This is a genomic window from Geminocystis herdmanii PCC 6308 (assembly GCF_000332235.1).
In the GTDB taxonomy this organism is placed as follows: domain Bacteria; phylum Cyanobacteriota; class Cyanobacteriia; order Cyanobacteriales; family Cyanobacteriaceae; genus Geminocystis; species Geminocystis herdmanii.
On sequence record NZ_CM001775.1, the window covers coordinates 3,201,326 to 3,226,067 of the forward strand.

The 24,742-nt window shown below is 32.7% G+C and carries 28 protein-coding genes and 1 tRNA gene; 11 read left to right on the forward strand and 18 right to left on the reverse strand.

All coding sequences use genetic code 11. The features are described 5' to 3' along the window. Window positions 1-370 precede the first annotated feature (370 nt). Window positions 371-1,816 carry a hypothetical protein gene (locus tag SYN6308_RS16065; protein WP_040466883.1) on the forward strand — a complete coding sequence of 482 codons (1,446 nt, stop codon included), beginning with the start codon at window positions 371-373 and terminating at the stop codon, window positions 1,814-1,816. Between the two features lie 8 nt (window positions 1,817-1,824). Next, window positions 1,825-3,249 carry a DUF1822 family protein gene (locus SYN6308_RS16070; protein WP_237741227.1) on the forward strand — a complete coding sequence of 475 codons (1,425 nt, stop codon included), beginning with the start codon at window positions 1,825-1,827 and terminating at the stop codon, window positions 3,247-3,249. Between the two features lie 144 nt (window positions 3,250-3,393). Here SYN6308_RS16070 and SYN6308_RS16075 read toward each other — a convergent pair whose 3' ends face one another. From SYN6308_RS16075 to SYN6308_RS25180, 6 genes are all read right to left on the reverse strand, one after another. After that, a complete protein-coding gene (locus tag SYN6308_RS16075) occupies window positions 3,394-4,686 on the reverse strand; it encodes a phospholipase D-like domain-containing protein (RefSeq protein ID WP_017295472.1) in 1,293 nt (430 codons plus the stop codon). Between the two features lie 12 nt (window positions 4,687-4,698). Then, on the reverse strand, window positions 4,699-5,379 hold the full coding sequence (locus SYN6308_RS16080) for a uracil-DNA glycosylase family protein (RefSeq protein WP_017295473.1): 681 nt from the start codon (window positions 5,377-5,379) through the stop codon (window positions 4,699-4,701). Window positions 5,380-5,431: 52 nt separating this feature from the next. Then, window positions 5,432-6,004: a Uma2 family endonuclease gene (locus SYN6308_RS16085; protein WP_017295474.1), complete on the reverse strand. Its 573-nt coding sequence runs from the start codon at window positions 6,002-6,004 to the stop codon at window positions 5,432-5,434. 126 nt (window positions 6,005-6,130) lie between these two features. Beyond that, a complete protein-coding gene (locus SYN6308_RS16090) occupies window positions 6,131-6,439 on the reverse strand; it encodes a hypothetical protein (protein ID WP_017295475.1) in 309 nt (102 codons plus the stop codon). Window positions 6,440-6,551: 112 nt separating this feature from the next. After that, window positions 6,552-7,757 (reverse strand): serine hydrolase, encoded by a 1,206-nt coding sequence (locus SYN6308_RS16095; protein ID WP_026102124.1) that lies wholly within the window; start codon window positions 7,755-7,757, stop codon window positions 6,552-6,554. A 218-nt stretch (window positions 7,758-7,975) separates the two neighbouring features. Then, entirely contained in the window at window positions 7,976-8,143 is a 168-nt protein-coding gene (locus SYN6308_RS25180) for a hypothetical protein (protein ID WP_017295477.1), read from the reverse strand. 78 nt (window positions 8,144-8,221) lie between these two features. On the opposite strand from SYN6308_RS25180, the gene SYN6308_RS16105 reads away from it, so the two are divergent. Continuing rightward, complete coding sequence (locus SYN6308_RS16105) at window positions 8,222-9,286, forward strand: aromatic ring-hydroxylating dioxygenase subunit alpha (RefSeq protein ID WP_017295478.1); 1,065 nt, start codon at window positions 8,222-8,224, stop codon at window positions 9,284-9,286. A 58-nt stretch (window positions 9,287-9,344) separates the two neighbouring features. Here the strand turns inward: SYN6308_RS16105 and SYN6308_RS16110 are convergent, their stop codons facing one another. The 5 genes from SYN6308_RS16110 to SYN6308_RS16130 form a co-directional block, all read right to left on the reverse strand. Next, window positions 9,345-9,788: an LptA/OstA family protein gene (locus SYN6308_RS16110; protein ID WP_017295479.1), complete on the reverse strand. Its 444-nt coding sequence runs from the start codon at window positions 9,786-9,788 to the stop codon at window positions 9,345-9,347. A 347-nt stretch (window positions 9,789-10,135) separates the two neighbouring features. After that, on the reverse strand, window positions 10,136-10,975 hold the full coding sequence (locus SYN6308_RS16115) for an EamA family transporter (protein ID WP_017295480.1): 840 nt from the start codon (window positions 10,973-10,975) through the stop codon (window positions 10,136-10,138). Beyond that, window positions 10,969-11,820: a hopanoid biosynthesis-associated protein HpnK gene (hpnK, locus tag SYN6308_RS16120; protein ID WP_017295481.1), complete on the reverse strand. Its 852-nt coding sequence runs from the start codon at window positions 11,818-11,820 to the stop codon at window positions 10,969-10,971. The genes SYN6308_RS16115 and hpnK overlap by 7 nt, the downstream gene beginning before the upstream one ends. A 65-nt stretch (window positions 11,821-11,885) precedes the next feature. After that, window positions 11,886-12,266, reverse strand: a complete 381-nt coding sequence (locus SYN6308_RS16125; protein ID WP_017295482.1) for a PIN domain-containing protein — start codon at window positions 12,264-12,266, stop codon at window positions 11,886-11,888. A gap of 9 nt (window positions 12,267-12,275) precedes the next feature. Then, complete coding sequence (locus SYN6308_RS16130) at window positions 12,276-12,536, reverse strand: hypothetical protein (RefSeq protein WP_017295483.1); 261 nt, start codon at window positions 12,534-12,536, stop codon at window positions 12,276-12,278. Window positions 12,537-12,709: 173 nt separating this feature from the next. Between SYN6308_RS16130 and SYN6308_RS16135 the strand changes: the two genes are divergently transcribed. Both SYN6308_RS16135 and ylqF read left to right on the forward strand, forming a co-directional pair. Further along, the gene (locus SYN6308_RS16135; protein ID WP_017295484.1) at window positions 12,710-13,462 is read left to right on the forward strand and encodes a hypothetical protein; all 753 of its coding nucleotides are present in this window, start codon (window positions 12,710-12,712) and stop codon (window positions 13,460-13,462) included. Window positions 13,463-13,981: 519 nt separating this feature from the next. Further along, window positions 13,982-14,824 carry a ribosome biogenesis GTPase YlqF gene (ylqF, locus tag SYN6308_RS16140; protein WP_017295485.1) on the forward strand — a complete coding sequence of 281 codons (843 nt, stop codon included), beginning with the start codon at window positions 13,982-13,984 and terminating at the stop codon, window positions 14,822-14,824. A gap of 62 nt (window positions 14,825-14,886) precedes the next feature. Here ylqF and SYN6308_RS16145 read toward each other — a convergent pair. Together SYN6308_RS16145 and SYN6308_RS16150 are read right to left on the reverse strand one after the other, a co-directional pair. Beyond that, a tRNA-Met gene (locus SYN6308_RS16145) sits at window positions 14,887-14,960 on the reverse strand. Between the two features lie 222 nt (window positions 14,961-15,182). Continuing rightward, window positions 15,183-16,163: a hypothetical protein gene (locus SYN6308_RS16150; protein ID WP_017295486.1), complete on the reverse strand. Its 981-nt coding sequence runs from the start codon at window positions 16,161-16,163 to the stop codon at window positions 15,183-15,185. 537 nt (window positions 16,164-16,700) lie between these two features. Between SYN6308_RS16150 and ahcY the strand changes: the two genes are divergently transcribed. The 3 genes from ahcY to SYN6308_RS16170 all read left to right on the forward strand — a co-directional run bounded on the left by ahcY (window position 16,701) and on the right by SYN6308_RS16170 (window position 19,697). Further along, a complete protein-coding gene (gene ahcY, locus SYN6308_RS16160; RefSeq protein WP_017295488.1) occupies window positions 16,701-17,978 on the forward strand; it encodes an adenosylhomocysteinase in 1,278 nt (425 codons plus the stop codon). Window positions 17,979-18,220: 242 nt separating this feature from the next. Next, a complete protein-coding gene (locus tag SYN6308_RS16165) occupies window positions 18,221-18,721 on the forward strand; it encodes a pentapeptide repeat-containing protein (protein ID WP_017295489.1) in 501 nt (166 codons plus the stop codon). Between the two features lie 112 nt (window positions 18,722-18,833). Next, on the forward strand, window positions 18,834-19,697 hold the full coding sequence (locus SYN6308_RS16170; RefSeq protein WP_017295490.1) for a universal stress protein: 864 nt from the start codon (window positions 18,834-18,836) through the stop codon (window positions 19,695-19,697). A 132-nt stretch (window positions 19,698-19,829) separates the two neighbouring features. On the opposite strand, the gene SYN6308_RS16175 is transcribed toward SYN6308_RS16170, so the two are convergent. Further along, complete coding sequence (locus tag SYN6308_RS16175; protein ID WP_017295491.1) at window positions 19,830-20,396, reverse strand: DUF4340 domain-containing protein; 567 nt, start codon at window positions 20,394-20,396, stop codon at window positions 19,830-19,832. 71 nt (window positions 20,397-20,467) lie between these two features. Here SYN6308_RS16175 and nblS point away from each other — a divergent pair, with 71 nt between their 5' ends. Both nblS and SYN6308_RS24040 read left to right on the forward strand, forming a co-directional pair. Then, window positions 20,468-22,384, forward strand: a complete 1,917-nt coding sequence (gene nblS, locus SYN6308_RS16180; RefSeq protein ID WP_017295492.1) for a two-component system sensor histidine kinase NblS — start codon at window positions 20,468-20,470, stop codon at window positions 22,382-22,384. Between the two features lie 125 nt (window positions 22,385-22,509). Then, complete coding sequence (locus SYN6308_RS24040; protein ID WP_071590991.1) at window positions 22,510-22,665, forward strand: DUF2256 domain-containing protein; 156 nt, start codon at window positions 22,510-22,512, stop codon at window positions 22,663-22,665. Between the two features lie 89 nt (window positions 22,666-22,754). Here the strand turns inward: SYN6308_RS24040 and SYN6308_RS16185 are convergent, their stop codons facing one another. From SYN6308_RS16185 to SYN6308_RS16195, 3 genes are all read right to left on the reverse strand, one after another. Next, entirely contained in the window at window positions 22,755-22,973 is a 219-nt protein-coding gene (locus SYN6308_RS16185; protein ID WP_017295493.1) for a hypothetical protein, read from the reverse strand. Between the two features lie 7 nt (window positions 22,974-22,980). Beyond that, entirely contained in the window at window positions 22,981-23,214 is a 234-nt protein-coding gene (locus SYN6308_RS16190; protein ID WP_017295494.1) for a hypothetical protein, read from the reverse strand. 161 nt (window positions 23,215-23,375) lie between these two features. Continuing rightward, window positions 23,376-23,948: a hypothetical protein gene (locus tag SYN6308_RS16195; RefSeq protein ID WP_017295495.1), complete on the reverse strand. Its 573-nt coding sequence runs from the start codon at window positions 23,946-23,948 to the stop codon at window positions 23,376-23,378. Window positions 23,949-24,023: 75 nt separating this feature from the next. Here SYN6308_RS16195 and SYN6308_RS24045 point away from each other — a divergent pair, with 75 nt between their 5' ends. After that, a complete protein-coding gene (locus tag SYN6308_RS24045) occupies window positions 24,024-24,200 on the forward strand; it encodes a DUF3285 domain-containing protein (RefSeq protein ID WP_017295496.1) in 177 nt (58 codons plus the stop codon). Between the two features lie 8 nt (window positions 24,201-24,208). Here the strand turns inward: SYN6308_RS24045 and SYN6308_RS16205 are convergent, their stop codons facing one another. Beyond that, window positions 24,209-24,412, reverse strand: a complete 204-nt coding sequence (locus tag SYN6308_RS16205) for a hypothetical protein (RefSeq protein ID WP_017295497.1) — start codon at window positions 24,410-24,412, stop codon at window positions 24,209-24,211. Between the last annotated feature and the right edge of the window lie 330 nt (window positions 24,413-24,742).

The window sequence follows — 24,742 nt, forward strand, 5'->3', positions numbered from 1 at the left end:
TTAATATAACGTAATAAATATTAATATTCCTTAATCATTTATTTTCAGGGCTTATCTGCTTTACCTATTATAAATTACTTAGGAAAAGATCGATTAGTTAATTGTCTAAGTGTGGTTCAAAAATCTTTGATGTAGGTAGGTTTTAGGTTTTAGGCTTTAGGTTTGAGGTAAATTTTACTCCAACTCTAGTTGAGTAAACTATAAAAAAGGTAATAACTAACTTGAAAAACAAAATCAATTTATGACTTCTTAAGCCACTTCTTAGAGAAAAATAAAAAAATTTTGGGGAATCGCGCATAAATTCGCAAAGTCACACTGATAAGTAGATAAGGAAACCAAATTTTGAGGAGAATAAACCCTAATCTACTTTATGAAAATGCAAAAACGCACGAATCTTGTGACGCAATTTTCTTCCTTTCTCTGTTTGAAAGAGGAATCATCTTCTCTGATTACCTACTGGAAAAATACTCCAGAGTTAGAACGAAATATCAAGTTGTTACTATCACAACAAACTGTTTCCCCAGAAGAAGATAGAGTTGCCCAAGAATTTTTACAATGGCTCAGAAAAGAACAAGATAGCTTGAAAAATAAACATTTGATTGCTTACTTACAAGAATCCTGTTTCTTTGCTACCCAAAAAGTCCATCAACGGTTACAAAATTGTTGGGATTTGTTTACTTGGCAGGATTATTTTCAGTGGGCGAATTTATTGGTATCTTCTCCCATTCAATTATTATCTAGTTATGATCAGAAGTTTCAGTTTAAATTAACCACTTATGCTAGACATAAGTTAGAACAGAAATTAATTGATCAAGCCTATCAATATATGGGATGGGAACGATCGTCAGATTGGGGTTTACTTAGAAAATTGAGTCAGAGTAAGCAAAAAGAATGTTTACAAAAAATAGGAGGTTTAAAGGGTAATAATTTAGAGCAATATTTATTAGTCATAAAATGTTTTAACCTTATTTATAAGTCAAAAATTCATGGCAAAAATAAATCCTTAACCCCACCTTCAGAACAACACTTTAAAGATGTGAGTAAAGAGTATAATTTTCTTGTTACTAATAAAGGTAAAAATTTATCTTCTTTAACTGCTAAGGAATGTGAAAATATTATCTTAAACTCCATTAAGTTTACTCGTCAATTTTGCAATCCTTCTATGAATAAACAGGAAAATGATCTTAATAATTTAATGTTAGATAATCAGGAAGATTGTGACGATCGAGAGACAGAATATAGTTTAGTTAATGAGATTTTAACCTCAGCTTTTGCTAATCTTGAAAATCATAAAAAAATTTTATTTCAGTTGTGGAAAGGACTACAATTAACTCAAACAGAAATTGTTGAAGTTATGGTTATTAAATATCCTAACTATGTTAATCAGCAGTTTCAAGTAGCAAGGGAAATTAATCTTGTGAGAGAATATTTACTAGAGAAACTAATCAAACAGTTATTTCTTGATCAGCAAATATCTTTATCCAAGCAAAAAGTTACTGAATTAAAATCTCCTTTAGATTATTGGTTAAAAGAACATTGTAAACAGCTTTTGTCTGCACAAATTTATGAGTTATATCAATCTTTTTCTCAAGATGAACAAATTTATATTAAATCCTACTTGGTTGAACATAATTGGACGATTAATGATCAGTATGGTAAAAATATTCAAAGCTCGATCGAATCTCGATTTAAACAGAAAATTATCCAAGAATCACAATTATTTTTTCCCAATACTAAACATATCAAAATTTGCTTTGCTGAATTAATAGAAGATTGGATTAATAACTCAGCTTATTCACTCATAATTAACAATTAAATTTTTCTATGAACTTTTTAAAAACTAACCAGATTAAGATTATGCCCTTAGATTTATTTACAGCTTTTAATTCTGAACATTTATGGCTGAAATTTTCTGAAGAAGATCAAGCAAAAGCCGAACAAATATCTCAAGGATGTACCATCAAAGGAGGCAGACATCAAAGTTTTTTGAATGCCTTATCAAGTATTTGTTTAATGAAATGGCTAAAAATCACATTTCCCCAGATGAATTATCATCAATTAGACGAAGAAAATTTATTAACTATATGGGAATTTGTTAATGGCACTCCTATTAATATTAATAATAGCAACCTGATTTTATTACCAGAAGAAACAGAAGATTTAAGCGAATTTTATATTCCCCAAGAATGGGTTGATATTCCTCGTTTTCGAGGGGATTATTTTTTGCCAATACAAGTTAACTTAGACACCGGATGGTTAAGATTCTGGGGTTTTGTTACCTATGAGGATATTAAAAAACTAGGTATTTATGATCATACTTTTGCACAGTATATTCTACCAGAACAGGTAGTGGAAGGTGATCTCAATTTATTATTTTTGTTTGAAAAATACTCTCTTTCTCCTAAACCTGAATATCAACCATTACCTATATTATCAAAGGAAGAAAAATATAATTTATTAACACAATTACTAACCTTAGATACTCTAATTATACGTCATCGTTTAAATTTCTTTCAGTGGGCTGTGCTATTTAGTGATGATGATTGTCGTAAATATTTATATCAAAAATATCAACCTCTGAGTTTAGGAGCATGGCTACAACATAATTTCAATCAGGCGTACGATCGAGGTTGGCAACATCTCAGGGATTTTGCCGATAGCTTAGATTTAATGAGTAACACTCCCCCATTAATTACTAATGGTGTCGTCATGCGCTCAGGGGAGATTAACTTACAATATATCTATCAAATTCAAGATGAGCAACAGTTAAAAATCGCAGCGCAAAGACTAAGTGTTTTACCTACAGATACCATTTATAAACCGCAAGTGTTAAAAGCACTCAATTACATTATGAGTAAATCCCTTGATGACGATACCCGTTGGAATGCGGCGGAAGGAATTTGGCGTTTAGAGCCGAATAATCCTAATGCTGGGTTATGGTGTGGTAAACGTCTTAATCTTGGTGTTGATATCAACGGTGTATCTTTAGCCTTAGTCATTGGTTTATTACCTAAATCTGCCACAGAAAATAGTATCTTTTTACGGCTTTATGGCATAAATGATGCTTATACTTTACCTCATAATCTTCAAGTTAATATTATGGATCAAGAAACCCTCGTGTTTAAACAACTGGTAGCACGAGATGGCGATCGACTCCTACAATATAAATTTTGGGGTAAGAAAGGAGAATGCTTCTGGATTCAAATTAATTTAGGTGCGACTCAGTTAAGTGAAGCCTTTGTGATTTAAGATTTACCTCATAGTTTTTTGATGAGGGTAGGAGTTAGGAGAGAGGAGATAGGAGATAGTAAGGATAATTCATACAATTATAAAAGTTTGTAGTAATGGCTTTAGCCGTTTCTTACTACGAACTTATTATTATTAACTTTCAAATTAATTTTGACATTTAGCGGTTTCTGTTTCGATTTTACGGTGAATATAATCAGGAATCCCTAATATAGCATCTTCATAAAGTTGATCAAATTCTCGGCGAAAATGTTGGGCAATTAAGGGATTCTGGATGATTAAAAGGGTTTCATCGTTAGTGTGATTGGCCGCATTTGACCAGTTATGAGAACCCGTGATAATGGTATAATCATCAATAAGCCCAAATTTGTGATGTAATTTATCTCCTTTTTCTAAGTTGGGTATGCCAACGGTTTCTATGGGATTTTGCCAAGGATTATTGTTGGGTTGATACTTACACTTAAAAGGTAATTCTACCCCTAATAAATCTAATCCTTCACTATAGTATTGATAAGCAAAATTTCGATCGATCAAAGCCTTTATTTCTACCCCCTCTAAAGACTTTTTTTGTAGGGTATTAGATATTCCTTGATCTGTGAAAACAAACAATGCTAAATTAACGGAATTATTGGCGGATTGTAAAGTATTAGCAATTAAACCATTGGGGGTATTATACCAAGATTTAGTGGGAGATGTGGGAGAAAATTTTACTGTCAGGGTTGTATCTCCTATATTAAGAGTTTTGGGCGATCGATCGGGCTTTTTTAAACCGAATAAACTATCTTGTTTTTTACCAACTCCATCCCCCCAAAGATAGTTAAATTCTTGAGTAAAAAGTTTCGCTAATTCTGGGCTATCTATGACTAATAAATGATTAGCATTTCCCCTAGTTTCTAAGTTGTCAAAATCTCCATGAATATCACTTAAAGTAAAGTTAGCCGAACCAGTAACTACTTTTTTACCGTCTATTATAATAAATTTATGGTGCATTAAACCACTGCCTTTACTGCCATCCTCTCGATCGTCTATGATGGGAATATTAGCACTTTTTAAAATACCTAAACCATGATTATTATTGAGTTTATTTAAAGGTAAATTATAGTTATTTTCCATAACTATTCTAACTTTTATCCCTTGTTTTTTTTTAGCAACAATTGCCCTTGCTAATTCACTCAAATTTATCTCTTGTACTGCTATATCTAAAGAAGTATTTGCTGAGTTTATTTGTTCAATAATTACGGCTTCTAAATTATCTCCATGACGGACAATATTTCTATAGGTTTCTAAATATTCTTTCCCTTGAGCTTGGTTATAATTAAAATAAACTTGTATAGCAGAATCTTGGGGTAATGGAGGTAATTTTTGCGGTTGATTTTGGCAACCATTTAAAAATAGTAAATAACCAACTATACTTAGAGATAAAGAAATAATTTTAACCATTGATTCAACATTTTAAAACTCAATTTGTGACAATGTATATTTTAACATTGCAGGGAATCTGTTGTAATATTTTTGATTTAATGGTGAGGGGTGAGGTAAAGGAAAAATAGATACAGGTTTTTTGTGGGTTTTTCCTGCTTCATCCGTAGCGGTTAAAGTGATTTGTAAACTTTTTTGGTAGCGTCGATCGCCCTGTTCCCAAAAAGTATTAAACTCCTCTTTAGTAGAGTAATTTTGAAACCATTTAAACGCTTCTGTACCTAATGTAATAATTTGATGACCTTCCCAATAAAGGACAAAAAACTGCTCAATAAAAGGGCGAAATCTATTTTTTATTTTCACCCCATAAGCCTTATTTTCTGGTGGTTTATAGGGTACAGTATTAGTTAAGATTAAACGATCTTTTATGGATTGTAACTTTTCCTTATCTTCAGTATTTTCTCCATAAATTGCCTGATAAAATCCCTGGCGAACTAAAGTACCAGAAGCACCAATTAAAGGTTGCCCTGCTATAACTTCATCCTTACCTAAATCTCTACCAAAAAAGCAAATATTACTCTTTAAATTACCAAAATAGAAAATGGGTTTAGTTGGTTCTTTTTTTACCGATTCATAAACAGGTATATCTAAGGGAAATTCTGCTCTTTGGGCTTCTTTTTGAATCTGCTCAATTAAATTTTCAATAGTACTCATTTTACTTAATATTTTTACTTATTTTATAGGTTTGTAGTAAGGGTTTTAACCCTTATTTAATTTTAAGCCAAGAAAATATTTGATTGACTGTTAATTCTAAATTAAGGTTATTAATAACAGGTAAAATTTCTTCATGACGATAAATTTTTAACGGTTTTTGTTGTTCAAATACCAGAATAATTTTTTCATCACTATCAATTAACCAGCCTAATTGTGTTCCATATTCTAAACAGAATAAAATATTATCTATTACTTTTGTTGGTTTTTGATTAGGGGATAAAATTTCTATACACCAATCAGGATAAGAGTTAAATTGATTCGCTATTTCTCCTTCTTCATCTAAAGGTATTCTTTCCCAGAAAAAAACTGCAATATCTGGTACGATCGATCTATTCCCAAAGTTACAACGAAGTTCAGGTAAGCCATAGGCAACTTTATCTGTTTGAGAAAATTGATTAATAACTTCACAAATTTTATATTGAATTTGGCTATGTTTTCCTTGAGGCATCGATTTTCTAACTATGGCATTATCAATATATTCATAGGCTGGAGATTCTTCAATATAATCCTGTTGCAAAAACTCCTCAAGGGTTAAAGTTGTTTTTTTAATGGGTGTGATAGTCATAAGTAGGATGTGATGACAAGGTTTTTTGGTGAAGTTTGGCTTCATTGGCAACAAATCGAAAGAAGGGTTAAAACCCTTACTACAAACTGATTAAAAATATGTCTCCTAACTCCTCTCTCCTAAAAATTAAGAAGATTTAAAAATTTGTTGCGCTTTGAGTAAAGTTTGAATAACTTGATCTGAATCTATTAATCTTTTTAACACTACTTGACCAATGTTAGAAGATTGTCGCATAGTTTCACTAATAGGCACAACTTCCACCATAATAACATTATCTTCTACTTCATTAAGCCACATCACTTGATTATTTTCAATCATTCCGACTGGTAGGCATTGAATATGAGGTTGTCGCCGCCAAACCGTATTATTCCAAATGCCTCCCCTCTCCCAAATGCGGTTATGTGTCCATCCTTCGGCTAAAAAAAAATATTTCATAGTTATATACTGACTAAGGGAATAAAAAATCAAAATCTTCAATATCCTAATCCCTAATCCCCTAATACCCTAATACCCCCTAATACCCCAATACCCCTAATACCCCAATACCCTAATTCCCCGATGGTGAAGAAGAAGGAGTTGCCACAGAAGAACGAGGTTGATACCATTTAAAGTGTTGATAAGCTGTGCGAGAAATGTCTTGTATTAATGTTCTAGCTGTATAGTCATTGTGAGGGCGTTTGACTAAGACTCCCCCGATATAACGTTTTCCCGTGGGGATGTCGATAATTCCTGCATCTCCTAATACTGTGCCTATATCCCCTGTTTTATGGGCAATGGTGGCATCTTTTTCTATACCTTGGGGTAATAAAGTTCGGGTGCGAGTCTGTCTCATTATATCTAACATTCGATCGCGCGATCGAACCGAAATCAAATCTCCTTGATTAACCTTAGCTAACACCATAGCTAAATCCCTTGGGCTAGTGGTATTTGTGCCTTCTAAGTCAGGCAAAAGATTACTGATTTGTGTGACATCTAACCCCCATTCTTTGAAACGTCTATTTAACTCATCTTTACCTCCAAGACGCTCAATAATCATATTAGTAGCAGTATTATCACTATTAACAATCATTTCCGTAGCGGTATGAATAGCACTGTATTTTGTGCCAACGGGTTGATACTGCATTCCACCAGCACCTCCCCCTATATTACTCGGACTGGTGGCAAGTTGTTCATCTAAATAAATTTTTCCTGCATCCACATCTTGAAAAAATGCCACTAAAATCGGGGTTTTAATAGTACTAGCGGCGGAAAAAGTGGTGATACCATTAAAATTAACAAAAGCACCATTATCTAAGTCCACAAAAAATGCTCCCGCTTCCAATTGAGGATATTTTGTTTGTAATTGAGCAAATTTATTTTTTAAATCCCCTAATTCTCGACTAAATGCCAGAGATTCACTATTTCGAGGGGATGAAGAATCTTCTTTTGTTTCTGTTACAGAGACATTTTCAGGGATATTGTCTGATGTTTCTGAAGAATTTTGAGTAATTTTCGTTAATAAACCATCCACAAAAGGTAAATTCACATCAGGAAATAAAGGTTTCGTTAAATCCACATTGGCTAAAATACTACCAAAAATAGTACCCATACCTACCCCCACAATAGCTAATCGGAAAACGTTGTTTAAGATAACGTTAGTCAAATTTTTTGGTTTTTCGGAAGTAATGGGATTCTTAGGGGATACCACATCGCTTGTTTTTATTACCCTACCATTAAGAGAATTTGTACCCACCCCTGAGGGTTTTTTCCCTATGGATTTTCGGTTTCTGGTTTTGGTTGATTTACCTTTTAAGTTGTTGTCGCCGTGAGTTCGAGATAAAAATAAAGACAAGGTTATCCCCCTCAAAATTCTTGAATGTGTACAAATATTAACTTATTTATAAAGCATATTCGTTATTTTGTCTAAACTTTTTTTGTTAAGTCTAGTTGTCATTGCGAGGCACGAAGAAATCCCTTGTATTTTATTCAATCTTAAATATTTTTTTTGTCATTGGTTTTAACTTTACGGCTTCCTTTGGTGAGATAAGCTAGAAAAAATCCTATGATTCCTGTCATGCCTAATTGCCAAAAATTAGGTACGATCGAAGCTGTTAAAATTAAGAGGGTAAGAAGAATAATATATTGACGTTTTATCTTCATATTGTGTTAGTAAAACCAATTTTCGCTAATATTTTAACAGTTATAGTTGACTAGGAAATCATTAAATCAAAAATCAGGATGGGACAATTAGACATTAAACCAAATATTCGTACCTGCGGTATTAATCTTAATCATTGGTATGTGGTTGCTAGTAGTGCAGAATTGAAAAAACAACCCCTTGGGGTAACATTGTGGGATAAAAATATAGTGCTTTTCCGCAATGGAAAAGGAGAAATTCAGGCTTTGGACGATCGATGTCCTCACCGTCAAGTAAAATTAAGTGATGGTCAAATTGTGGGCAATGATGTTGAATGTGCTTATCATGGTTGGCGCTTTGATGGTGATGGTAAATGTTCTTTTGTACCCTATTTAACGGAAAAACAAAAGTTGCCTAGTTGTCAATTAAAATCTTATCCTGTCAAAGAATTTGATGGTTTTATCTGGTTATTTCCCGGAGATGGTGACTCTGAAGCGATTCAACCCATGGGATTACCAGAATGGGAACATCTTAATTATATCGGTAGCATGACGAAGATAGACTGCCCCGGACATTTTTCCTTCCTTATCGAAAATTTGATGGATATGTATCACGGGCATTTACATGACAATTATCAGGCTTGGGCTTCCGCATCCTTAAAGGATATTACCACAGAGTTCGATCGAGAAACAGGGCTATGCCATCGAGTGGACGTTTTATATGAAGCTCAAAGCTATTACCGCATCGATAAAATTTGGTCAATTTCTCAGCTATTTTTCCCACCATTGCGCCGTTTACATCCTGAACCCTTAACGGTAAGCTATGTATATCCTCATTGGAGTTCTAGTTTAGGCAAAGACTTCAAAATCTATTGCTTATTTTGCCCTATCAACGAAACCACGACTAAGGCTTATTTGGTACATTTTACTTCTTTAGAAGCCTTCTGGCGCTTACATAAATTACCCGTTGCCTTTCGTCGTTTTGTCAAAAATAGCCTTTTTGGCACTGCCAAAGGCTTACTCGATGGTTTAGTGCGTCAAGATGTGGCTATGATTAAACAAGAACAAGAAGCATTTTTAGCCAATCCTTTTCAGCGTCTTTATGAATTAAATCCTGCCATCGCACAGGTACAGAATTTGATTATTTCTCAGGGAATAAAATACTAAAAATGATTACATCTCGATACCAAGAATCGGAAACCCAAACTCCGCCCATTACTACATTTTATTTAGTTTCCTGATCTTCCACTAGGTAAACTGATTCTACTTGTTGCTTTGTTTCAGGCGTAGCGATAAAACGACCTTCATCGATCAAGTATGTCATGGTTTCTGCCCTCATGGTGTTTCCCTCTTGTAAAACATAGACATTTCCTGTTAAAACTAACCGTCTTTCTCTACTAAAATATTGGGCTTGAGTGGAAGTGGCTTGAAGATTTCTGGCGGGATAGTTAATATAGACGTTGCCTCTAGCGGTGATAACTCCTGTTTCGGAGTTGGCTTCTTGAACGTCCGATCGAACCGTTAAAGGTTGAGCTGGTGCTACAGATTGAGCGTTGACTTGATTAAACTGAAATTGTTTAGAAACACTAACCACACCAAAGGTTAAGAGAAATAGGGCGATTAGTGATGAATAGAAGGTTTTTTTGTTAGGTTCGATCGAAACTTTCATAGGAATTAAGAATAAATATAAGAATTAATGAGGATTGGGCAATGAGAAATTAATTATAAAGGAGAATTAGACTTGAAATTCTGATCTTAAATAAAATACACTTGCTTTGTATGACCAAGTTCGAGCTATTTTGTTTCCTCTGGGGGATGTATTTTTTTAGAAATTTTCAAATATCTATCCAAAATCAAGAAAAGTGATCCTTCTAGGATAGACTAAAAAGCCAAAAATTTTAATAGAACTCTTGTAAAATAAAAAGCAAAATCTATTTTACCTGAGTGAACCATAAAAATAGATGATAAATGTCAAAATCTTAGTCGATCGAGCGCCGATACTCACAAGAAAAAATCTTAAGTCACCGATAACATAGCTACTCCGCTTAAAATCCAACAAATACCGATAAATCTACCTCGATCGATCTTTTCCTGTAAAATATATTTAGCGAAAATTAAAGTAATGATGTAACTAATAGTACTAGCAGGACGAATTAAACTTAAATCATCCCAACTCAAAAGGGAAATAAATAATAAGAGTGCTATTAATTGAAATATAATACCAACTAAAACAGATACATTGGTGAAAATTTGACTAATCCATTGGATAAAACTTTTCAAAGACAAAGAAGTCATGGGTTTAATCTGCTTCATCCCCTTAGCATTTAACAAATCTCCCATGCTATCCGCTACCACCATGAAAATAACCCCTAACCACATAATCGGGATAACAGAAACAAAAGGCAGGGATACTAAAATTTTAGTTACTTCTGGTTTAGGTATATTGGCAGGAGAAGCTAACTTTTTAGCTAATTTTTCCTTGCGATGTTGACTATAACCTACAACAAAAACTCCTACAGACACAATACCAGTAGCAAACCATCTGACAGGAGTAACGGTTTCTTGAAGAATTAACCAAGCTAGTAAAGCATTGCAAATATAACTAGAGGCATGAATAGGTAAAACATAGCTTAAATCCATCTTGGAAACACAAAACATATATAAAAACCAAGAAACACCCAATCCCACTAAAGCTAGATAAAACCAATAGGATGTGCATAAATAGAAGGTAATATCAATAATTGCTGAGGGAGAAAAAGAGGTGATTTCGCCATAAATTTTCATGGCATGACTCAAAGAAACGTCTCCTAAAACCTGAGTGATAACTAAGATAAACAGGATTAAAGCATTTAACACCCTGATAACTTCTCCTCTAGCTGATGATAATTGACTAATTGAAAACCATTTGAGTTTAACAGTTCTCGTACTTCTTGGCTACATAAAGCATCTAATTCTATATCCGAGGAAATAGATTGAGGATGAGAGTAAATTTCGATAATATCAGCTTTAATTTGAGGAATTAACCCTAATAAATAGGATTTGCTTATTTGACTTGTTGCTAATAAACCATATATTTTTTCTAAATATTTAACACCATAATTTTTCAATAATTTTTCACCGTGGTTTCTTAATAGTTTAAATACGATCGAATAAACTACTTTTAAAGGTAAATTAGTAGAATCAATTTTCAGGGTAAAATTCAATTCCTCATGGGGAAGACGAATAAATTTGATGTCATATTCTGAAGCTAATTCTGCTAATATTTTTAAAACTAGAGGATGAGTATGTAAATGTAAATGACCATCCACATGGGATAATGATAACCCCGTAGCTTGAAATAAATCTAACTGCGCTTTAATCTCTTCTTTCAATTCTTGTTTTGCTTGAGGAATAAATTGATACTTTAACCCTGCTTTTCCAGCACTACGATCGAAATAACCTTGTTGATCTACTAAATGAGGAATTTGGGCAGGATGTAAAGCAGATTTGCCACAACACAACACCAGATGTAAACCAACCCCTAAAGATGGATTTTCTTTGGCTAACTTTACCGCAGAATCAGCTTTATCTGCTGTCACCATTAAACTGGTACTTGTTAAAATACCTTGATGATAAGCGGTAATAATTGCCTCATTTACTGAATCGGAGTAACCAAAATCATCAGCATTAATCACTGCATATCTAGGGGATTTTGTCAACATAATGACTAAACTAAAAGGTATCTAATTTTACAAAAACTTTACAATTTACAAAAATAAAAAATTTGTTATCGCATATAAGGCTGTGTAATCTTAAGATTAGGAATAACTCTGTAATGCTTGACATTAAAAGTGCAAAGGGTAGCATTTTTGCCGATACTACAATGAGCAATTAAAGCATCTAATAAACCGACTCCATCAGATAAATGATACTTGGTAAAATCAGATAAAGCGTTTTCACAATCAACCTCACTTAACCAAATAATAGATAAAGGAGCAATTAATTTGAAAACTTGATTAACTTCTTGTTTATTTTTGGTATTTTGAATTAATTCCATAACGACAAAACCCGGAATATTTGGCATTTCTGTTAAAGAAGTAAACCAAGTGATTGCAGGTTGATGCCCTCTCAAAACATCAATTAAAATATCCGTATCTAACACATACATAAAATTAATTTATAAATGTTGACGATGTTCAGCTTTATAGCGGATTTTAGTAGCATATTCTTGACTATCTTTTATATATGGACGAGAATTAATTAAACCTTCTTTTTGCCAATAATTAACTAATTCTGCACCTGTTTTTGGTGAGTTATTTACCACTTGCCTTGTAAAAAGAATTTGCAATATATATTCAGACAAAGGCAAATTATTTGTTTCTGCTTCACCTGATAATTGTTGTTCTAATTCTTGAGGTATTTCTAAAGTAATTGTCATGGAAATAAATGGTTAAGTATGTTTAACTATTATAGAATCTTATTTTAAAATTTGTTAAATTATGATTTTATTTTCTTTATTAAATACTTTTTATATTAATTTTTATGACAATTTTCACATTTATATAATCAATTTTTTATCATAAGAATAACTGAAATTTATGTTGAAAGATTATGTTACTAAAATTAAGAAAAATACAAAGTTTCTCGATCGTACTATTATTATGTAATAGTTTTTTGATCATCGATCGAACCCTAGCCCAATCAACGCCAAGCATAGAAATAGCCCAAGCTAATTCAGTGGATATGACTTACAACCAAATGAATCAATCCATGAATAGTGCCTTTCAAGAGATTATTCCTTTTTTGAGTGCCTTACAACAAATCGAAAAAATCGAAACCGATGAACAATTACTAAGTTTAGCCCAACAATTAACCCCCGTTGCCACCAGAATCACCAATAATTTTACTCAAGCCTATAACTCAGGGGAAAAAATGCTCCCCATGCTTCCCCAAGGTACGATCGAAACTGAATATATGGGAACAATTGTCACCCTCAATGGATTAGGCGCTTTAGCTTTCACCCCTTGGATAGAGATATTAAACTCCATTCAACAAGCCTATCAAACCCAAAATGCTAATCAATTAAAACAAACCCTTGAAAGAATGCCCGAAGCTACTAACAAATTAATTCAATTTGCAGGACAAGCTCAATCTGTAGCACAGCAAGGACAACAAATACAAACTGCCTTAAATGCTCAAAATTCTGCCACCAATAATAACATGACTCCTGCTGAATTACAAATGAGATCAAATATGTCCCGTATGGCTCATGAAACGAATATGAGTATTATTAATAATATGGGATCGAGTGGGGAATGGCAACATAACTACAGTACAGGACAAGATGAGTATAAATATTATTAAACACAAAAATGTTAATTTATGGTTAGAAAATGTTAAAAATTAATCGTACTATTTTAAGGAAAAGTTCAATCTTATAAGAAAAAAAATATCATAAAATTATTGAAAAAATAGAAAAAATAATGGTTGCTAATTTATCATTTTGATCGAGGTTAAGAAGCAATCTCAAGCAATCTTTAAGATCAAAATTTTGTATGCTATTTTGTTTTTTTGCCTTAATCAAAGTTCATTAGACATCGACTATATTTGAAGAAATAAGGGTTTTAACCTACCAACAAGAGTAAAAATAATATCTATTGGATCATTTTTGTTTCCTCTTCTCTTATCGAAACAGTGTGTTCATAATATGCTATGCTAAATTATTCGTAAATCAATTAAAAGCTATTGTTAATTATAAAATTTAAAATAATAATCAATAATTTACTCTGTTAAAATTCGATCATTCGATATTATTATTCGATCGAACTAGATAATATTTTACAAAAAATTTCCTGAAGAAAAAACATTTTTTATTGACAAATTATGGCACTGATTCAATGGTATCCCGGACATATTAGCAAAGCAGAAAGACAATTAAAAGAACAATTAACCAAAGTAGATGTAGTTTTAGAAGTAAGAGACGCAAGAATCCCCTTAGCATCCCATCACCCTCAAGTTAAAGAATGGATAGGAGAAAAACCTCGTATTCTCGTCTTAAATCGAGAGGATATGATTAGCGATGCTTTACAAAACGAATGGTATGAATGGTTTAGAAATCAAGGAGAAACCCTCTTTTTTACCAACGCCAAAGATGGTAAAGGAGTCAAAGCTATTAATAAGGCTTCCCAAGTCGCAGGAATTGCCGTCAATGAACGTCGCCGTAATAGAGGAATGTTACCTCGCCCTGTGCGCGCCGTAGTAATTGGTTTTCCTAATGTGGGCAAATCCGCTTTAATTAATCGTTTGTTAAATCGCAAGATTGTCGCCAGTGCCAGAAAAGCAGGAGTAACACGACAACTACAGTGGGTAAGAATTTCCGATTCGATCGAATTATTAGATGCACCCGGTATCATACCATTAAAATTAGAAAATCAAGAAGATGCCTTAAAATTAGCTATTTGTGAAGATATTGGCGATGCCGCTTACAACAATCAAGAAGTGGCACAGGCTTTTGTTGACTTATTAGTCAACTTAGGTACAGAAAGCGTATTACTCGATCGATACGGTTTAGATGCTCTGGAGATGACAGGAGAAGAATTTGTGATCAAATTAGCTGAATCTAAGTATAATAACGATCGAGAAAGAGTCGCCCGTCAATTATTACAGGATTTTCGCAAAGGTTATTTGGGCAAAGTTTCCCTCGAATATCCACCCCATGAAAAATAGTGTTTGTAGTAAGGGTTTTAACCCTTGCCCAAGCCAAAATATTTATAATACTATGATAACAATGGCGGGAGGCGGATTTGAACCACCGACCTTCGGGTTATGAGCCCGACGAGCTACCTGGCTGCTCTATCCCGCGATACCTTTATTATGATAACCATTATTTTATTTTTTTGCAACCTATTTTGAAAAAAAACTTAAAACCTTTATTTATTAAGGAATTTTTTATTGATAACTTCTTCTTGTTATCCCATCATTCTAATAGTTGCGATCGTGATAAAATTCTAGTTATTTTAACAAAAGTTAAATAGATAAAATCTAAGAATAGGAGTAGTAAATAGGTAGCAAGAAATCAACACTTTCAACTAATATTCATGAAATCCTTATATTTAGAATAAATTAATTCTCCGGGTATGGGCTGTAAAAAATTAGGCGAAACTTTATATTTATGACTTGGATATTCTTCTCTGATATTCGCAATAGTTTCATAATGTTTATACCATTTGTGCAGACTTTCTGTTAGTTGATGAAAACGGTAAGTAATACTCTCATAGCGATAAGATAAGGCTATATACTGAATAATTTTTGCATAGGTAATAACCAAATCTTCTTGATGATTAATCCCCATTAATTGTCCTAATTTATTAAGTTCATCATAATTTACTTTTACCACTAAAACTAAGGCTTTTAAATTATCTAAATCTTGTTTTTTAAGTTGTTTAAGAATGTCATTAACTACTTTAAAAATGGCATAATCTTGTATTTGATATTTTTTAAATAAAAGCAATAAATTTAAACCTGCTTCTTCTTGAGTAATGGTATCTAAAGCCGTTTTATACATTAATAAGGCTTTTTGAGTAGGTTCGTTAATAATCAATCTTAATAATTCATCTATTTCATTACTAACTAATTTATGAAATAGAACAGGATCATAATTAGTATTTAATTGGTATTCTACAAATTGATATAACTGTAATTGAGTTTTCCCTTGAAAATCTAATTCAATTCTTCTCATGGTACGAAAATGATGAATATTTTTAATGGCAAAACTAAAAATTTTCACAAATTTATCTAATCCTTTATATTCATCTAAATTATTTTTTAATTTATTTTTAATATTAATATATAATAAAAATTCAGGACTATATTGTTCATTATCTAACATGGTTAAAGTAGGAACAATTTTTTCTAATTCTTCCCATTCTGTATCATGGAGGGATAAGGCTAATTCTGGTACTGTTTGAGGATTTAATGCACCCAGTATTCTTTCAATTAAACTGACACTACCCACAAGAGGACGATTCCACCAAGATTTATCTGGAGTACTAGAGTTATTTGTCATGATGAGGATTCGATCGATTGATCTTAACAATAGTTTGATCTATAAAAATTATAACTCATATTTAGACAGTGCTGAAAAAGTATTAACAATTAGAGATAGATGAGTTAGAATAGAGAAGATAAGCGAGGGTTTACGGATATTTAGGGTTTGAATAAAAATAACTGAGAAATGGGAGATTGAAACATGAGAAAACCAGAAAAAAATGAAATTCCTTTAAGTCCTGAAACCAGTTTTTTAATCGTATTTTTATTAATTTTAATCCCCTTATTAATTACAGGTTTTTTAGCTCAATAATTTACGATAAATCATCTTCTTTTAAAATTAGTAATATCTTATCTAAATTCACCCGATAATAAATTTTTGCCTAGGTATTAGTCTATTTACCGTTCTTAATCCCATTCTTCTTCCCTCACAAATTGATAACTATTTTATCCAGTTGTCGATCGAACCGCTCCTAACCTCGATCGAGATGACAAGATAACATGAACTGAGTTAAGGTATTATAAAAAATGTAAAGTTTTATTTAGAAAACAACTAATGGTTGCAACTCCTACCAAATTAAATTACGACATTAAAGATATTAGCCTAGCTAGTGTTGGTCGTCAAAGAATCGAATGGGCGGCAAGAGAAATGCCAGTTTTGGCTCAAATTACCGATCGTTTTAATCAAGAAAAACCCCTCGCTGGTATTCGCTTAGTGGCTTGTTGTCACGTTACCACGGAAACCGCTAACCTTGCCATCGCCCTCCAAGCAGGAGGAGCAGATGCCGTCTTAATCGCCAGTAACCCTCTTTCTACTCAAGATGATGTGGCCGCTTGTTTAGTCAATGATTACGGTATCCCCGTCTATGCCATCAAAGGAGAAGACAACGCCACCTATCATCGTCATGTACAAACCGCATTAGATCATAAACCCAATGTGATCATCGATGACGGTTCAGACGTAGTAGCAACTTTGATTAAAGAAAGACAACATCAACTTGCTGACTTAATCGGCACAACGGAAGAAACCACCACAGGCATCGTGCGCTTAGAAGCCATGTTCAAAGATGGTGTGTTAACCTTCCCCGCCATGAATGTTAATGATGCTGATACTAAGCACTTCTTCGATAACCGTTATGGTACAGGACAATCCACCCTTGATGGTATCATTCGCGCAACCAATGTTCTTTTAGCTGGAAAAACCCTCGTAGTTGCAGGTTACGGTTGGTGTGGCAAAGGCGTTGCAATGCGCGCTCGTGGTTTAGGTTCAAATGTCGTCGTTACCGAAATTAACCCCGTCAAAGCGATCGAGGCCGCTATGGACGGTTTCAGTGTAATGACAATGGATGAGGCGGCTCGTATCGGAGACATTTTCGTAACCGTTACTGGTAATAAACATATCATTCGTAAAGAACATTTTGAAACCATGAAAGATGGTGCGATGGTGTGTAACTCTGGTCACTTCGATATTGAAATTGACTTAGAAGCCTTAGCTACCATGTCCAGAGAGGTTAAAGAAGTACGCAACTTTACCCAACAATATTTACTCAATAGCGGTAAATCTGTCATCGTATTAGGAGAGGGACGTTTAGTCAATTTAGCGGCGGCTGAAGGACATCCTAGCGCGGTTATGGATATGAGCTTTGCTAACCAAGCCTTAGCTTGTGAATACTTAGTCAAAAACAAAGCGACTTTACAACCCGGTATCCATTCCATTCCTACAGAAGTTGATCAAGAAATTGCTCGTTTAAAACTACAAGCTATGGGTATTTCGATCGACACCTTAACTCCTGCTCAAATTGAGTATATGAACTCTTGGACTGTAGGAACGTAATTTATTAAGTAATGTAGGGGCTTAAAATATTAAGCCCCTCATAAGTAATGTTAAAACGACCTCAATACTGCTCGGTTAAGCCCCCCATCCCCCAATTTTGGGGGAGTCAAACTTGATAAAAGTCCCCAGTATCGGAAAGGGGGCAGACAGAATAACTTGAGTCACTAACCGAATAGTATTGAAAACGATCTAAATATTTTAATTATCAATTTTCCATTCTCAATTTTCCATTATTTATATTTATGTTTAAAAAATTAACTCGTTTTTTTGCTGTAATTTTAATATTAACAATCTTATTTATTCCTAACAGTGCGATCGCGGCTAGTTCTAGTGCCGTTACTTCTACCTTTGAAAGTAAAGACTTGAGTGGACAAGATTTTTCAGGGCAAAACCTACAATTAGCAGAATTTACCAAAGTTAAATTAGAAAATGCTAATTTCAGCAATGCAGACTTGCGAGGCGGAGTTTTTAACGGGGTAATGGCAGAAAATGTTAACCTTGCTGGTGCAGATATAACTAACGGTTTAACCTATGTTAGTAATTTTGATAACGCTGACTTTACCGATGCCATTTTAAGGGAAGCTATTATGCAACGATCGACCTTCAATAATGCTAAAATCACAGGGGCAGACTTCACCGAAGCAGTATTAGATAGACAACAAATCATCAAACTTTGTCAATACGCCGATGGTATCAATTCTAAAACAGGAGCTAGTACCCGTCAATCTCTAGGTTGTCCGTAGAAAAACAAGATTACGAACAGAATAAGGGTTAAAACCCTTACTACAAACCGATAAAAATTTTATCTGAATAAGTTTAATAAACAATGTTAAACCATGTTCAAAAATTAATTTTATGAAAAATATTTTACTCTGTACTGATGGTTCAGCTTATGCCGATAATATCTATAAATATGGTGCATGGATTGCCAAAAAATTAGATGCCCAAATCAATGTTTTATCTGTTACTGATATTCGTAGTCAACAGGCAATTTCTACGGGCAATTTAAGCGGTAGTATCGGTTTAGGTGCATCCGATGAATTATTACAAAAATTAGTTGAATTAGAATACGAAAAAGCTAAACTTAATCATCAAAAAGCAAAATTAATCTTAAAAACCGCCGAAGAAACCTTTAAAAAAGAAGGCATAACCAATATTCAATTAAGCCATAAAAAAGGTTTTTTAGTGGACTGTTTGCACGAATTTGAGGAAAATACTGATTTAATTATCTTAGGTAAAAGAGGAGAAAATGCTGATTTTGCTTCTACTCATTTAGGGGCAAATTTAGATCGCATTATTCGCAGTAGTCATAAACCCTGTTTTGTGATTCCCCGTGATTTTAACCCCATTGATAAAGTTTTAATTGCCTATGATGGTAGTGCTACGGGGGAAAAAATCCTTAAATTTTTAGCAGAAATACCTTTAGTAAAAGATTTAGAATTACATATTTTAACTATTGCCAAAGGAGGCTCAGAAAATACCTATCAAGACAAGTTAAATAAAGCAGTTTCTCAATTACAACAAGCAGGTTTTAATCCTCAATTTTCCTTGTTACAAGGTGAAGCTGAAAAAGTAATTACTAATTATATTAATCAAAATAACATCAATTTCTTAATTATGGGAGCTTATGGGCATAGTCGCATTCGCCATTTAATTATTGGTAGTACAACCATGCAAGTTTTACGCAGTACAAGGATTCCAGTTTTATTATTCCGTTAATACAATTTTCCCGAAAATATTTTTTATTTGTAGGAGTTGAATAGTATTCAACCCGTTTTTATCTCATCAAATTCGATCGAACTCTATTAGAAATTAACAATATTTCTGGTAGAGAAGTAAAATTTTACATCTTTAATTCATTTTCCATTCTTCAAAATCTCTCTCAATGGCATATTGAAAACTTTTAGACACTAAAAAAATATTTTGTTTCATCTCTACAGAATCAGGAAAAATCACCTCCGCATAAATTTGAGTATCGTTAAAATTGGATTTTCCTAAAATCATTTGATATTCGTCACCATTTTTTAATGTCCATTGAATTTTATAATTTGATGTAGTCAAACCATATTCTTCTTTTTTGTCTTCTGTAAAAGGAATCTCTACGGTATTTTCGGCTTGATTAAATAAATTCACCAAAAAAGACATAGACGCATCACTAGCGGTTAATTTTTCGGGTTGTATCATTTCCCAAGTATCTTTTTCTGTTTTCTCAAAACTAATATTCTGATTATCGAGGTTAATGGTTATACTCTTGATGTCTTTACTATCAAAGGGGAAAATTTTTTCTCTGGTTTCTTCCACTCGATCGATTTTTGAGCTAATATCGAATCCTTGATCTTTGATTTCGCTAAAATAAACAAAGCTAGTTAAACCTAATGCTAAAATTACCAGTGATATAGTCGTTCGATTAAGTTTCATTTTGATAATGATAGATTACAAGTTCACAATTCAAACATTCATTATTAATTATTCATTATTAATTATTTACGGTGCAAGTATTTAAAGAAATTATCGCGCGTTGGTGGTCAGAATTTACTCTCCAAACAAAATTAATGGCGATCGCTACCTTGGTAGTATCGTTGGTTATGAGTAGTTTGACATTTTGGGCTGTCAATTCCATTCAACAGGAAGCTCAAATGAATGATACTCGTTTCGGTAGAGATTTAGGATTATTGTTAGCTAGTAACGTTACTCCTTTGATTGCCGAAGATAAATTAACGGAAGTTGCCAGATTTTCAGGACGTTTTTTTAATAGCACATCCAGCGTGAGATATATTATCTATGCTAACGAAGAAGGACATATTTTTTTCGGTATTCCTTTTACGGAAAATGAAGTAAAAAACTCATTGACGATTCAGCGTAAATTAGAGTTACCCGAAGATTATAACCCCAAGGCAAAAATTCCTGTTGTCAGACAACATTTAACTCCTAACGGCAAAGTCACCGATGTATTTGTACCCTTATCGGATCATAATCATTATTTAGGGGTATTGGCTATTGGTATTAATCCGAATCCTACTGTTGTCGCTTCTTCTAACCTTACTAGAGATGTCACCATTGCGGTATTTATCTCTATTTGGGCAATGGTTATTTTAGGAGGGGTATTCAACGCCTTAACTATTACTCAACCCATCAAAGAATTACTGTTAGGGGTGAAAAATATCGCCGCTGGAAATTTTAAACAAAGAATTGATTTACCCCTTGGGGGAGAATTGGGAGAGTTGATATTAAGTTTTAATGACATGGCAGAAATTTTAGAGAAATATGAAGAACAAAATATCGAAGAATTAACCGCCGAAAAAGCCAAATTAGAAACCCTTGTTTCCACTATTGCTGATGGAGCAATTTTACTAGATTCTCAACTAAAATTAATCTTAGTAAATCCTGCGGCTAGAAGAATGTTTAATTGGGAAAATACCCATATTATTGGGGAAAATTTATTAGAATATTTACCGTTAGAAGTTACGCAACAATTGAAGACTCCTTTAAATAATATTTCCCATGAAGATCATCACGAAGTCGAAAAAGATCATCAAAATATTTTACCTACTAGGGGAGAATTTACCATAACTTTAACTTCTCCTAATCAACATATTTTTAGAATTTTACTCACTCAAGTATTAGATCAAAATAGGGAAAACATCAAAGGAATTGTCATGACTGTACAAGATATAACGAAAGAGGCGGAATTAAATGAGGCTAAAAGTCAATTTATTAGTAATGTTTCCCATGAATTAAGAACTCCTTTATTTAATATAAAATCTTTTATAGAAACTCTTTTTGAATATGGGGACGACTTAACGGAAGCTGAAAAATTAGAGTTTTTACAAACTGCTAATAATGAGACCGATCGACTTAGCCGTTTAGTTAATGATGTGTTAGACTTATCTCGTTTAGAGTCTAGTAGAAGTTATGAATTTAGTCCTTTAGATTTAGCACAACCCATTGAACAAACTTTAAGAACTTATCAATTAAATGCTAAGGATAAAAACATCCAATTAATCCACGAAATAACTCCCGAATTACCTCCTATTTTGGGACATTATGATTTACTTTTACAGGTGTTAATTAATTTAGTGGGCAATGCTCTAAAATTCACTTTAGAAGGGGGGAAAGTCACCGTTAAAGCCCATCCTGTACAGGCTAACCCCGAAAACCCCGAAGAATTTTCCCATGTGAGGGTAGAAATATGTGATACAGGAATTGGTATTGCACCCGAAGACCAAGAGGCTATATTCGATCGATTTTTCCGAGTCGAAAATAGAGTCCATACTTTAGAAGGTACGGGATTAGGACTTTCGATCGTCAAGAATATTACAGAAAAGCACAACAGTCGTATTCACTTAAACAGTGAAGTGGGAGTGGGTACAACATTTTGGTTTGATTTACCAATCTATAGTCAATAGGCATCCAGTAAAAATTAAATTTTTGATGCCTAAAACTATTGTAGAGAGGTAAAATTTTACGTCTCTACCGAAAATAAAAAAAAGATAATGGAGAATAGTTTTATTGTAATTGAGGTTATTTTTTAATGACAAAACAAAGAAAAAAATCTGATTTTCCTACTAAAATATGTCTTGTTTGTGGACTTCCTTTTACATGGCGAAAAAAATGGTCAAAATGTTGGGATGATGTTAAATATTGTTCTGAAAAATGCCGTAAAAATAAAATCTCTAAGTCGCTTTAGCACACTTGTGTTGCTAGTTATATAAAATTTTTTTCTTAGGGAGTGATGATATAACATCATTACATTAAAATCGATCGAACTTAGTAAAATTAATTAATTTCGGCAAATAATTTTTGAGCATTTTCGGGTAAATCAATCATGATAAAATAACTTGCAGGATATAAATAATCTTCTTGTGAGTCGTCTATAATTCGCAGATAATTATCTTTGTTTGCAGAATTATCAACTAAAACTTGATAAACTTTAAAAATGGTTAAATCATCTTCATTTTTATTATTAATACATAAAACAAATTTTATTTTTTTCATAGCTTTTTTAATCTAAAAAACATTTAATTTTTAATTTTCTTTTGCCAATACTATGAGCTTCATACCAATGAATTTCAGCTAAACGAATATTACCATTTTCAAGAATAACTTGTGCAATTCCTTTTAATTTTCGCCATCTACCGTCTCCATATTTATCACGCAATTGTGCTAATTCTCGAATGGAGTTCGTTACTGCAATAACTTCTATATTTTTGATTGTACCAATAATTTCAAAATTCACAAAACATCAACTCCCATTTTTATTAATTCCTGATTTAATTGATTTTGTTGTTATTTTATTACTTAAAAGTTTACAGTCTCTAGTTCGACACGAAGCAATCTCAAAGCTAATCGCTTAAATATCACAACAACGATGTCTTAATTATAAATTTCAATATTATTTTACAATTTTTTCCATAAAGCTAAACCGCCTCCTCTACCTCTGGCAGCGATAAATTTATCTGTGACGAGAAAATAGCTAAAAAATGCTTGTTTACTAATGTTTGTTGCATAAAATTTATCTTCCCCTTGTCTTCCCTTTCTGATATTTGTTTGATATATTTTGTTTCCTAAAATTTCCATTATTAAGTAAGTAAAATCAAAAGCGATGATATTTTTTTTCTCGATAAATTTACATGGACCATCGATCGAAAACTTTACTAAACCAAATTTTACCGTATTTTCTACCCTACCTTGAGTAAAATTTTCTGGAAAAGAATAAGAGATGATAACTTGAGTAAAAAAAGGTAAATAAAAACCTGAACCGAGAATATTTCCTAATTTTTTTTGACTGTTTTTAGTACCAGTAATAAAGTATAATTGCCAATTTCCTATTAATTGTTCAACATTATATTTTGGCTTGTGTTGATGGCTATATTTTTCTGCGGATAATAATGCTGATACTATCTCCTGACTTGCGGGGTTTGAGACTTTATTGTTAGTAGCATCATTTAAAATTTGAAGAAAATCTGTCATAAAATACCTTTAAATTAATTGCAGTTGATTATAAGAATAGGCTATAAATAGATTTATTCAATTATTTCTGTTTTTATGACTAATCCTGAATCTATTACCAATGATACCCCAGAAACCGAAACTAAAGATAGCTATGTCAAGTTAGCTATGCGCAATATGGTGAAAAAAAAGGGATTATCTTTAAAACACTTTTTCTTAACTACCGTGGGATTATTAGGGTTTTTAGTGGGAATTTCCTATTTAACTCGATAAGTTTTAGCTTAATTCTCCCCTTTTTTTGTGGGAGATTCTTCTTCTTTTTGGGAATGAGGTAGTTCGATCGAGTATAAATCTTGAATAGTCATGTTAAAATTTAACTGTAAAAATCTGTTAATTTTTAATAATTCTGTGGGAAATCCTCGCACATCAAAATTTTTATCTTGCAATTTTTTTACTAATTGATAATCCTTATTTTTTAATAACATTTGTTCTTCTAATTCTCTTTCTTCCGGGGGTAAATGATCTAAAGATAATAAGATTAATATTCCTTCTGTTAATTGTTTTATATTTGTACTTGTTAAAGGAATAGATTGTAAAATACTTCTTTTTAAGAGTGTTTTATGTTCACTTTCTATGGGGGGAAAATTATTTTCTGTTAAACTTTTTTTGTCTTTATTAACTTCTTCTAAATATGTTTTGATAAGGTTAATAAATTTATCTTTATTTTCTTTTAATTTTTTATCTAAAATTGCAATGCGACTAGAATCACCAATAGAAGTATGAATTTTCAGTGATTTTCTTTCTTCTTCCTTTAA

Excerpts from the sequence above, each read along its gene's own strand:
- SYN6308_RS16105 (WP_017295478.1), top strand. The coding sequence starts at position 8,222 with ATGGGACAATTAGACATTAAACCAAATATTCGTACCTGCGGTATTAAT.
- SYN6308_RS16185 (WP_017295493.1), bottom strand. The coding sequence starts at position 22,973 with ATGAAAAAAATAAAATTTGTTTTATGTATTAATAATAAAAATGAAGAT.
- SYN6308_RS16195 (WP_017295495.1), bottom strand. The coding sequence starts at position 23,948 with ATGACAGATTTTCTTCAAATTTTAAATGATGCTACTAACAATAAAGTC.
- SYN6308_RS16125 (WP_017295482.1), bottom strand. The coding sequence starts at position 12,266 with ATGTATGTGTTAGATACGGATATTTTAATTGATGTTTTGAGAGGGCAT.
- ahcY (WP_017295488.1), top strand. The coding sequence starts at position 16,701 with ATGGTTGCAACTCCTACCAAATTAAATTACGACATTAAAGATATTAGC.
- SYN6308_RS16070 (WP_237741227.1), top strand. The coding sequence starts at position 1,825 with ATGAACTTTTTAAAAACTAACCAGATTAAGATTATGCCCTTAGATTTA.
- SYN6308_RS16165 (WP_017295489.1), top strand. The coding sequence starts at position 18,221 with ATGTTTAAAAAATTAACTCGTTTTTTTGCTGTAATTTTAATATTAACA.
- SYN6308_RS16150 (WP_017295486.1), bottom strand. The coding sequence starts at position 16,163 with ATGACAAATAACTCTAGTACTCCAGATAAATCTTGGTGGAATCGTCCT.
- SYN6308_RS16135 (WP_017295484.1), top strand. The coding sequence starts at position 12,710 with ATGTTACTAAAATTAAGAAAAATACAAAGTTTCTCGATCGTACTATTA.
- SYN6308_RS24040 (WP_071590991.1), top strand. The coding sequence starts at position 22,510 with ATGACAAAACAAAGAAAAAAATCTGATTTTCCTACTAAAATATGTCTT.
- SYN6308_RS24045 (WP_017295496.1), top strand. The coding sequence starts at position 24,024 with ATGACTAATCCTGAATCTATTACCAATGATACCCCAGAAACCGAAACT.
- SYN6308_RS16130 (WP_017295483.1), bottom strand. The coding sequence starts at position 12,536 with ATGACAATTACTTTAGAAATACCTCAAGAATTAGAACAACAATTATCA.
- SYN6308_RS25180 (WP_017295477.1), bottom strand. The coding sequence starts at position 8,143 with ATGAAGATAAAACGTCAATATATTATTCTTCTTACCCTCTTAATTTTA.
- SYN6308_RS16205 (WP_017295497.1), bottom strand. The coding sequence starts at position 24,412 with ATGTTATTAAAAAATAAGGATTATCAATTAGTAAAAAAATTGCAAGAT.
- SYN6308_RS16175 (WP_017295491.1), bottom strand. The coding sequence starts at position 20,396 with ATGAAACTTAATCGAACGACTATATCACTGGTAATTTTAGCATTAGGT.
- ylqF (WP_017295485.1), top strand. The coding sequence starts at position 13,982 with ATGGCACTGATTCAATGGTATCCCGGACATATTAGCAAAGCAGAAAGA.
- SYN6308_RS16085 (WP_017295474.1), bottom strand. The coding sequence starts at position 6,004 with ATGACTATCACACCCATTAAAAAAACAACTTTAACCCTTGAGGAGTTT.
- SYN6308_RS16170 (WP_017295490.1), top strand. The coding sequence starts at position 18,834 with ATGAAAAATATTTTACTCTGTACTGATGGTTCAGCTTATGCCGATAAT.
- SYN6308_RS16080 (WP_017295473.1), bottom strand. The coding sequence starts at position 5,379 with ATGAGTACTATTGAAAATTTAATTGAGCAGATTCAAAAAGAAGCCCAA.
- SYN6308_RS16090 (WP_017295475.1), bottom strand. The coding sequence starts at position 6,439 with ATGAAATATTTTTTTTTAGCCGAAGGATGGACACATAACCGCATTTGG.
- SYN6308_RS16075 (WP_017295472.1), bottom strand. The coding sequence starts at position 4,686 with ATGGTTAAAATTATTTCTTTATCTCTAAGTATAGTTGGTTATTTACTA.
- SYN6308_RS16110 (WP_017295479.1), bottom strand. The coding sequence starts at position 9,788 with ATGAAAGTTTCGATCGAACCTAACAAAAAAACCTTCTATTCATCACTA.
- SYN6308_RS16065 (WP_040466883.1), top strand. The coding sequence starts at position 371 with ATGAAAATGCAAAAACGCACGAATCTTGTGACGCAATTTTCTTCCTTT.
- hpnK (WP_017295481.1), bottom strand. The coding sequence starts at position 11,820 with ATGTTGACAAAATCCCCTAGATATGCAGTGATTAATGCTGATGATTTT.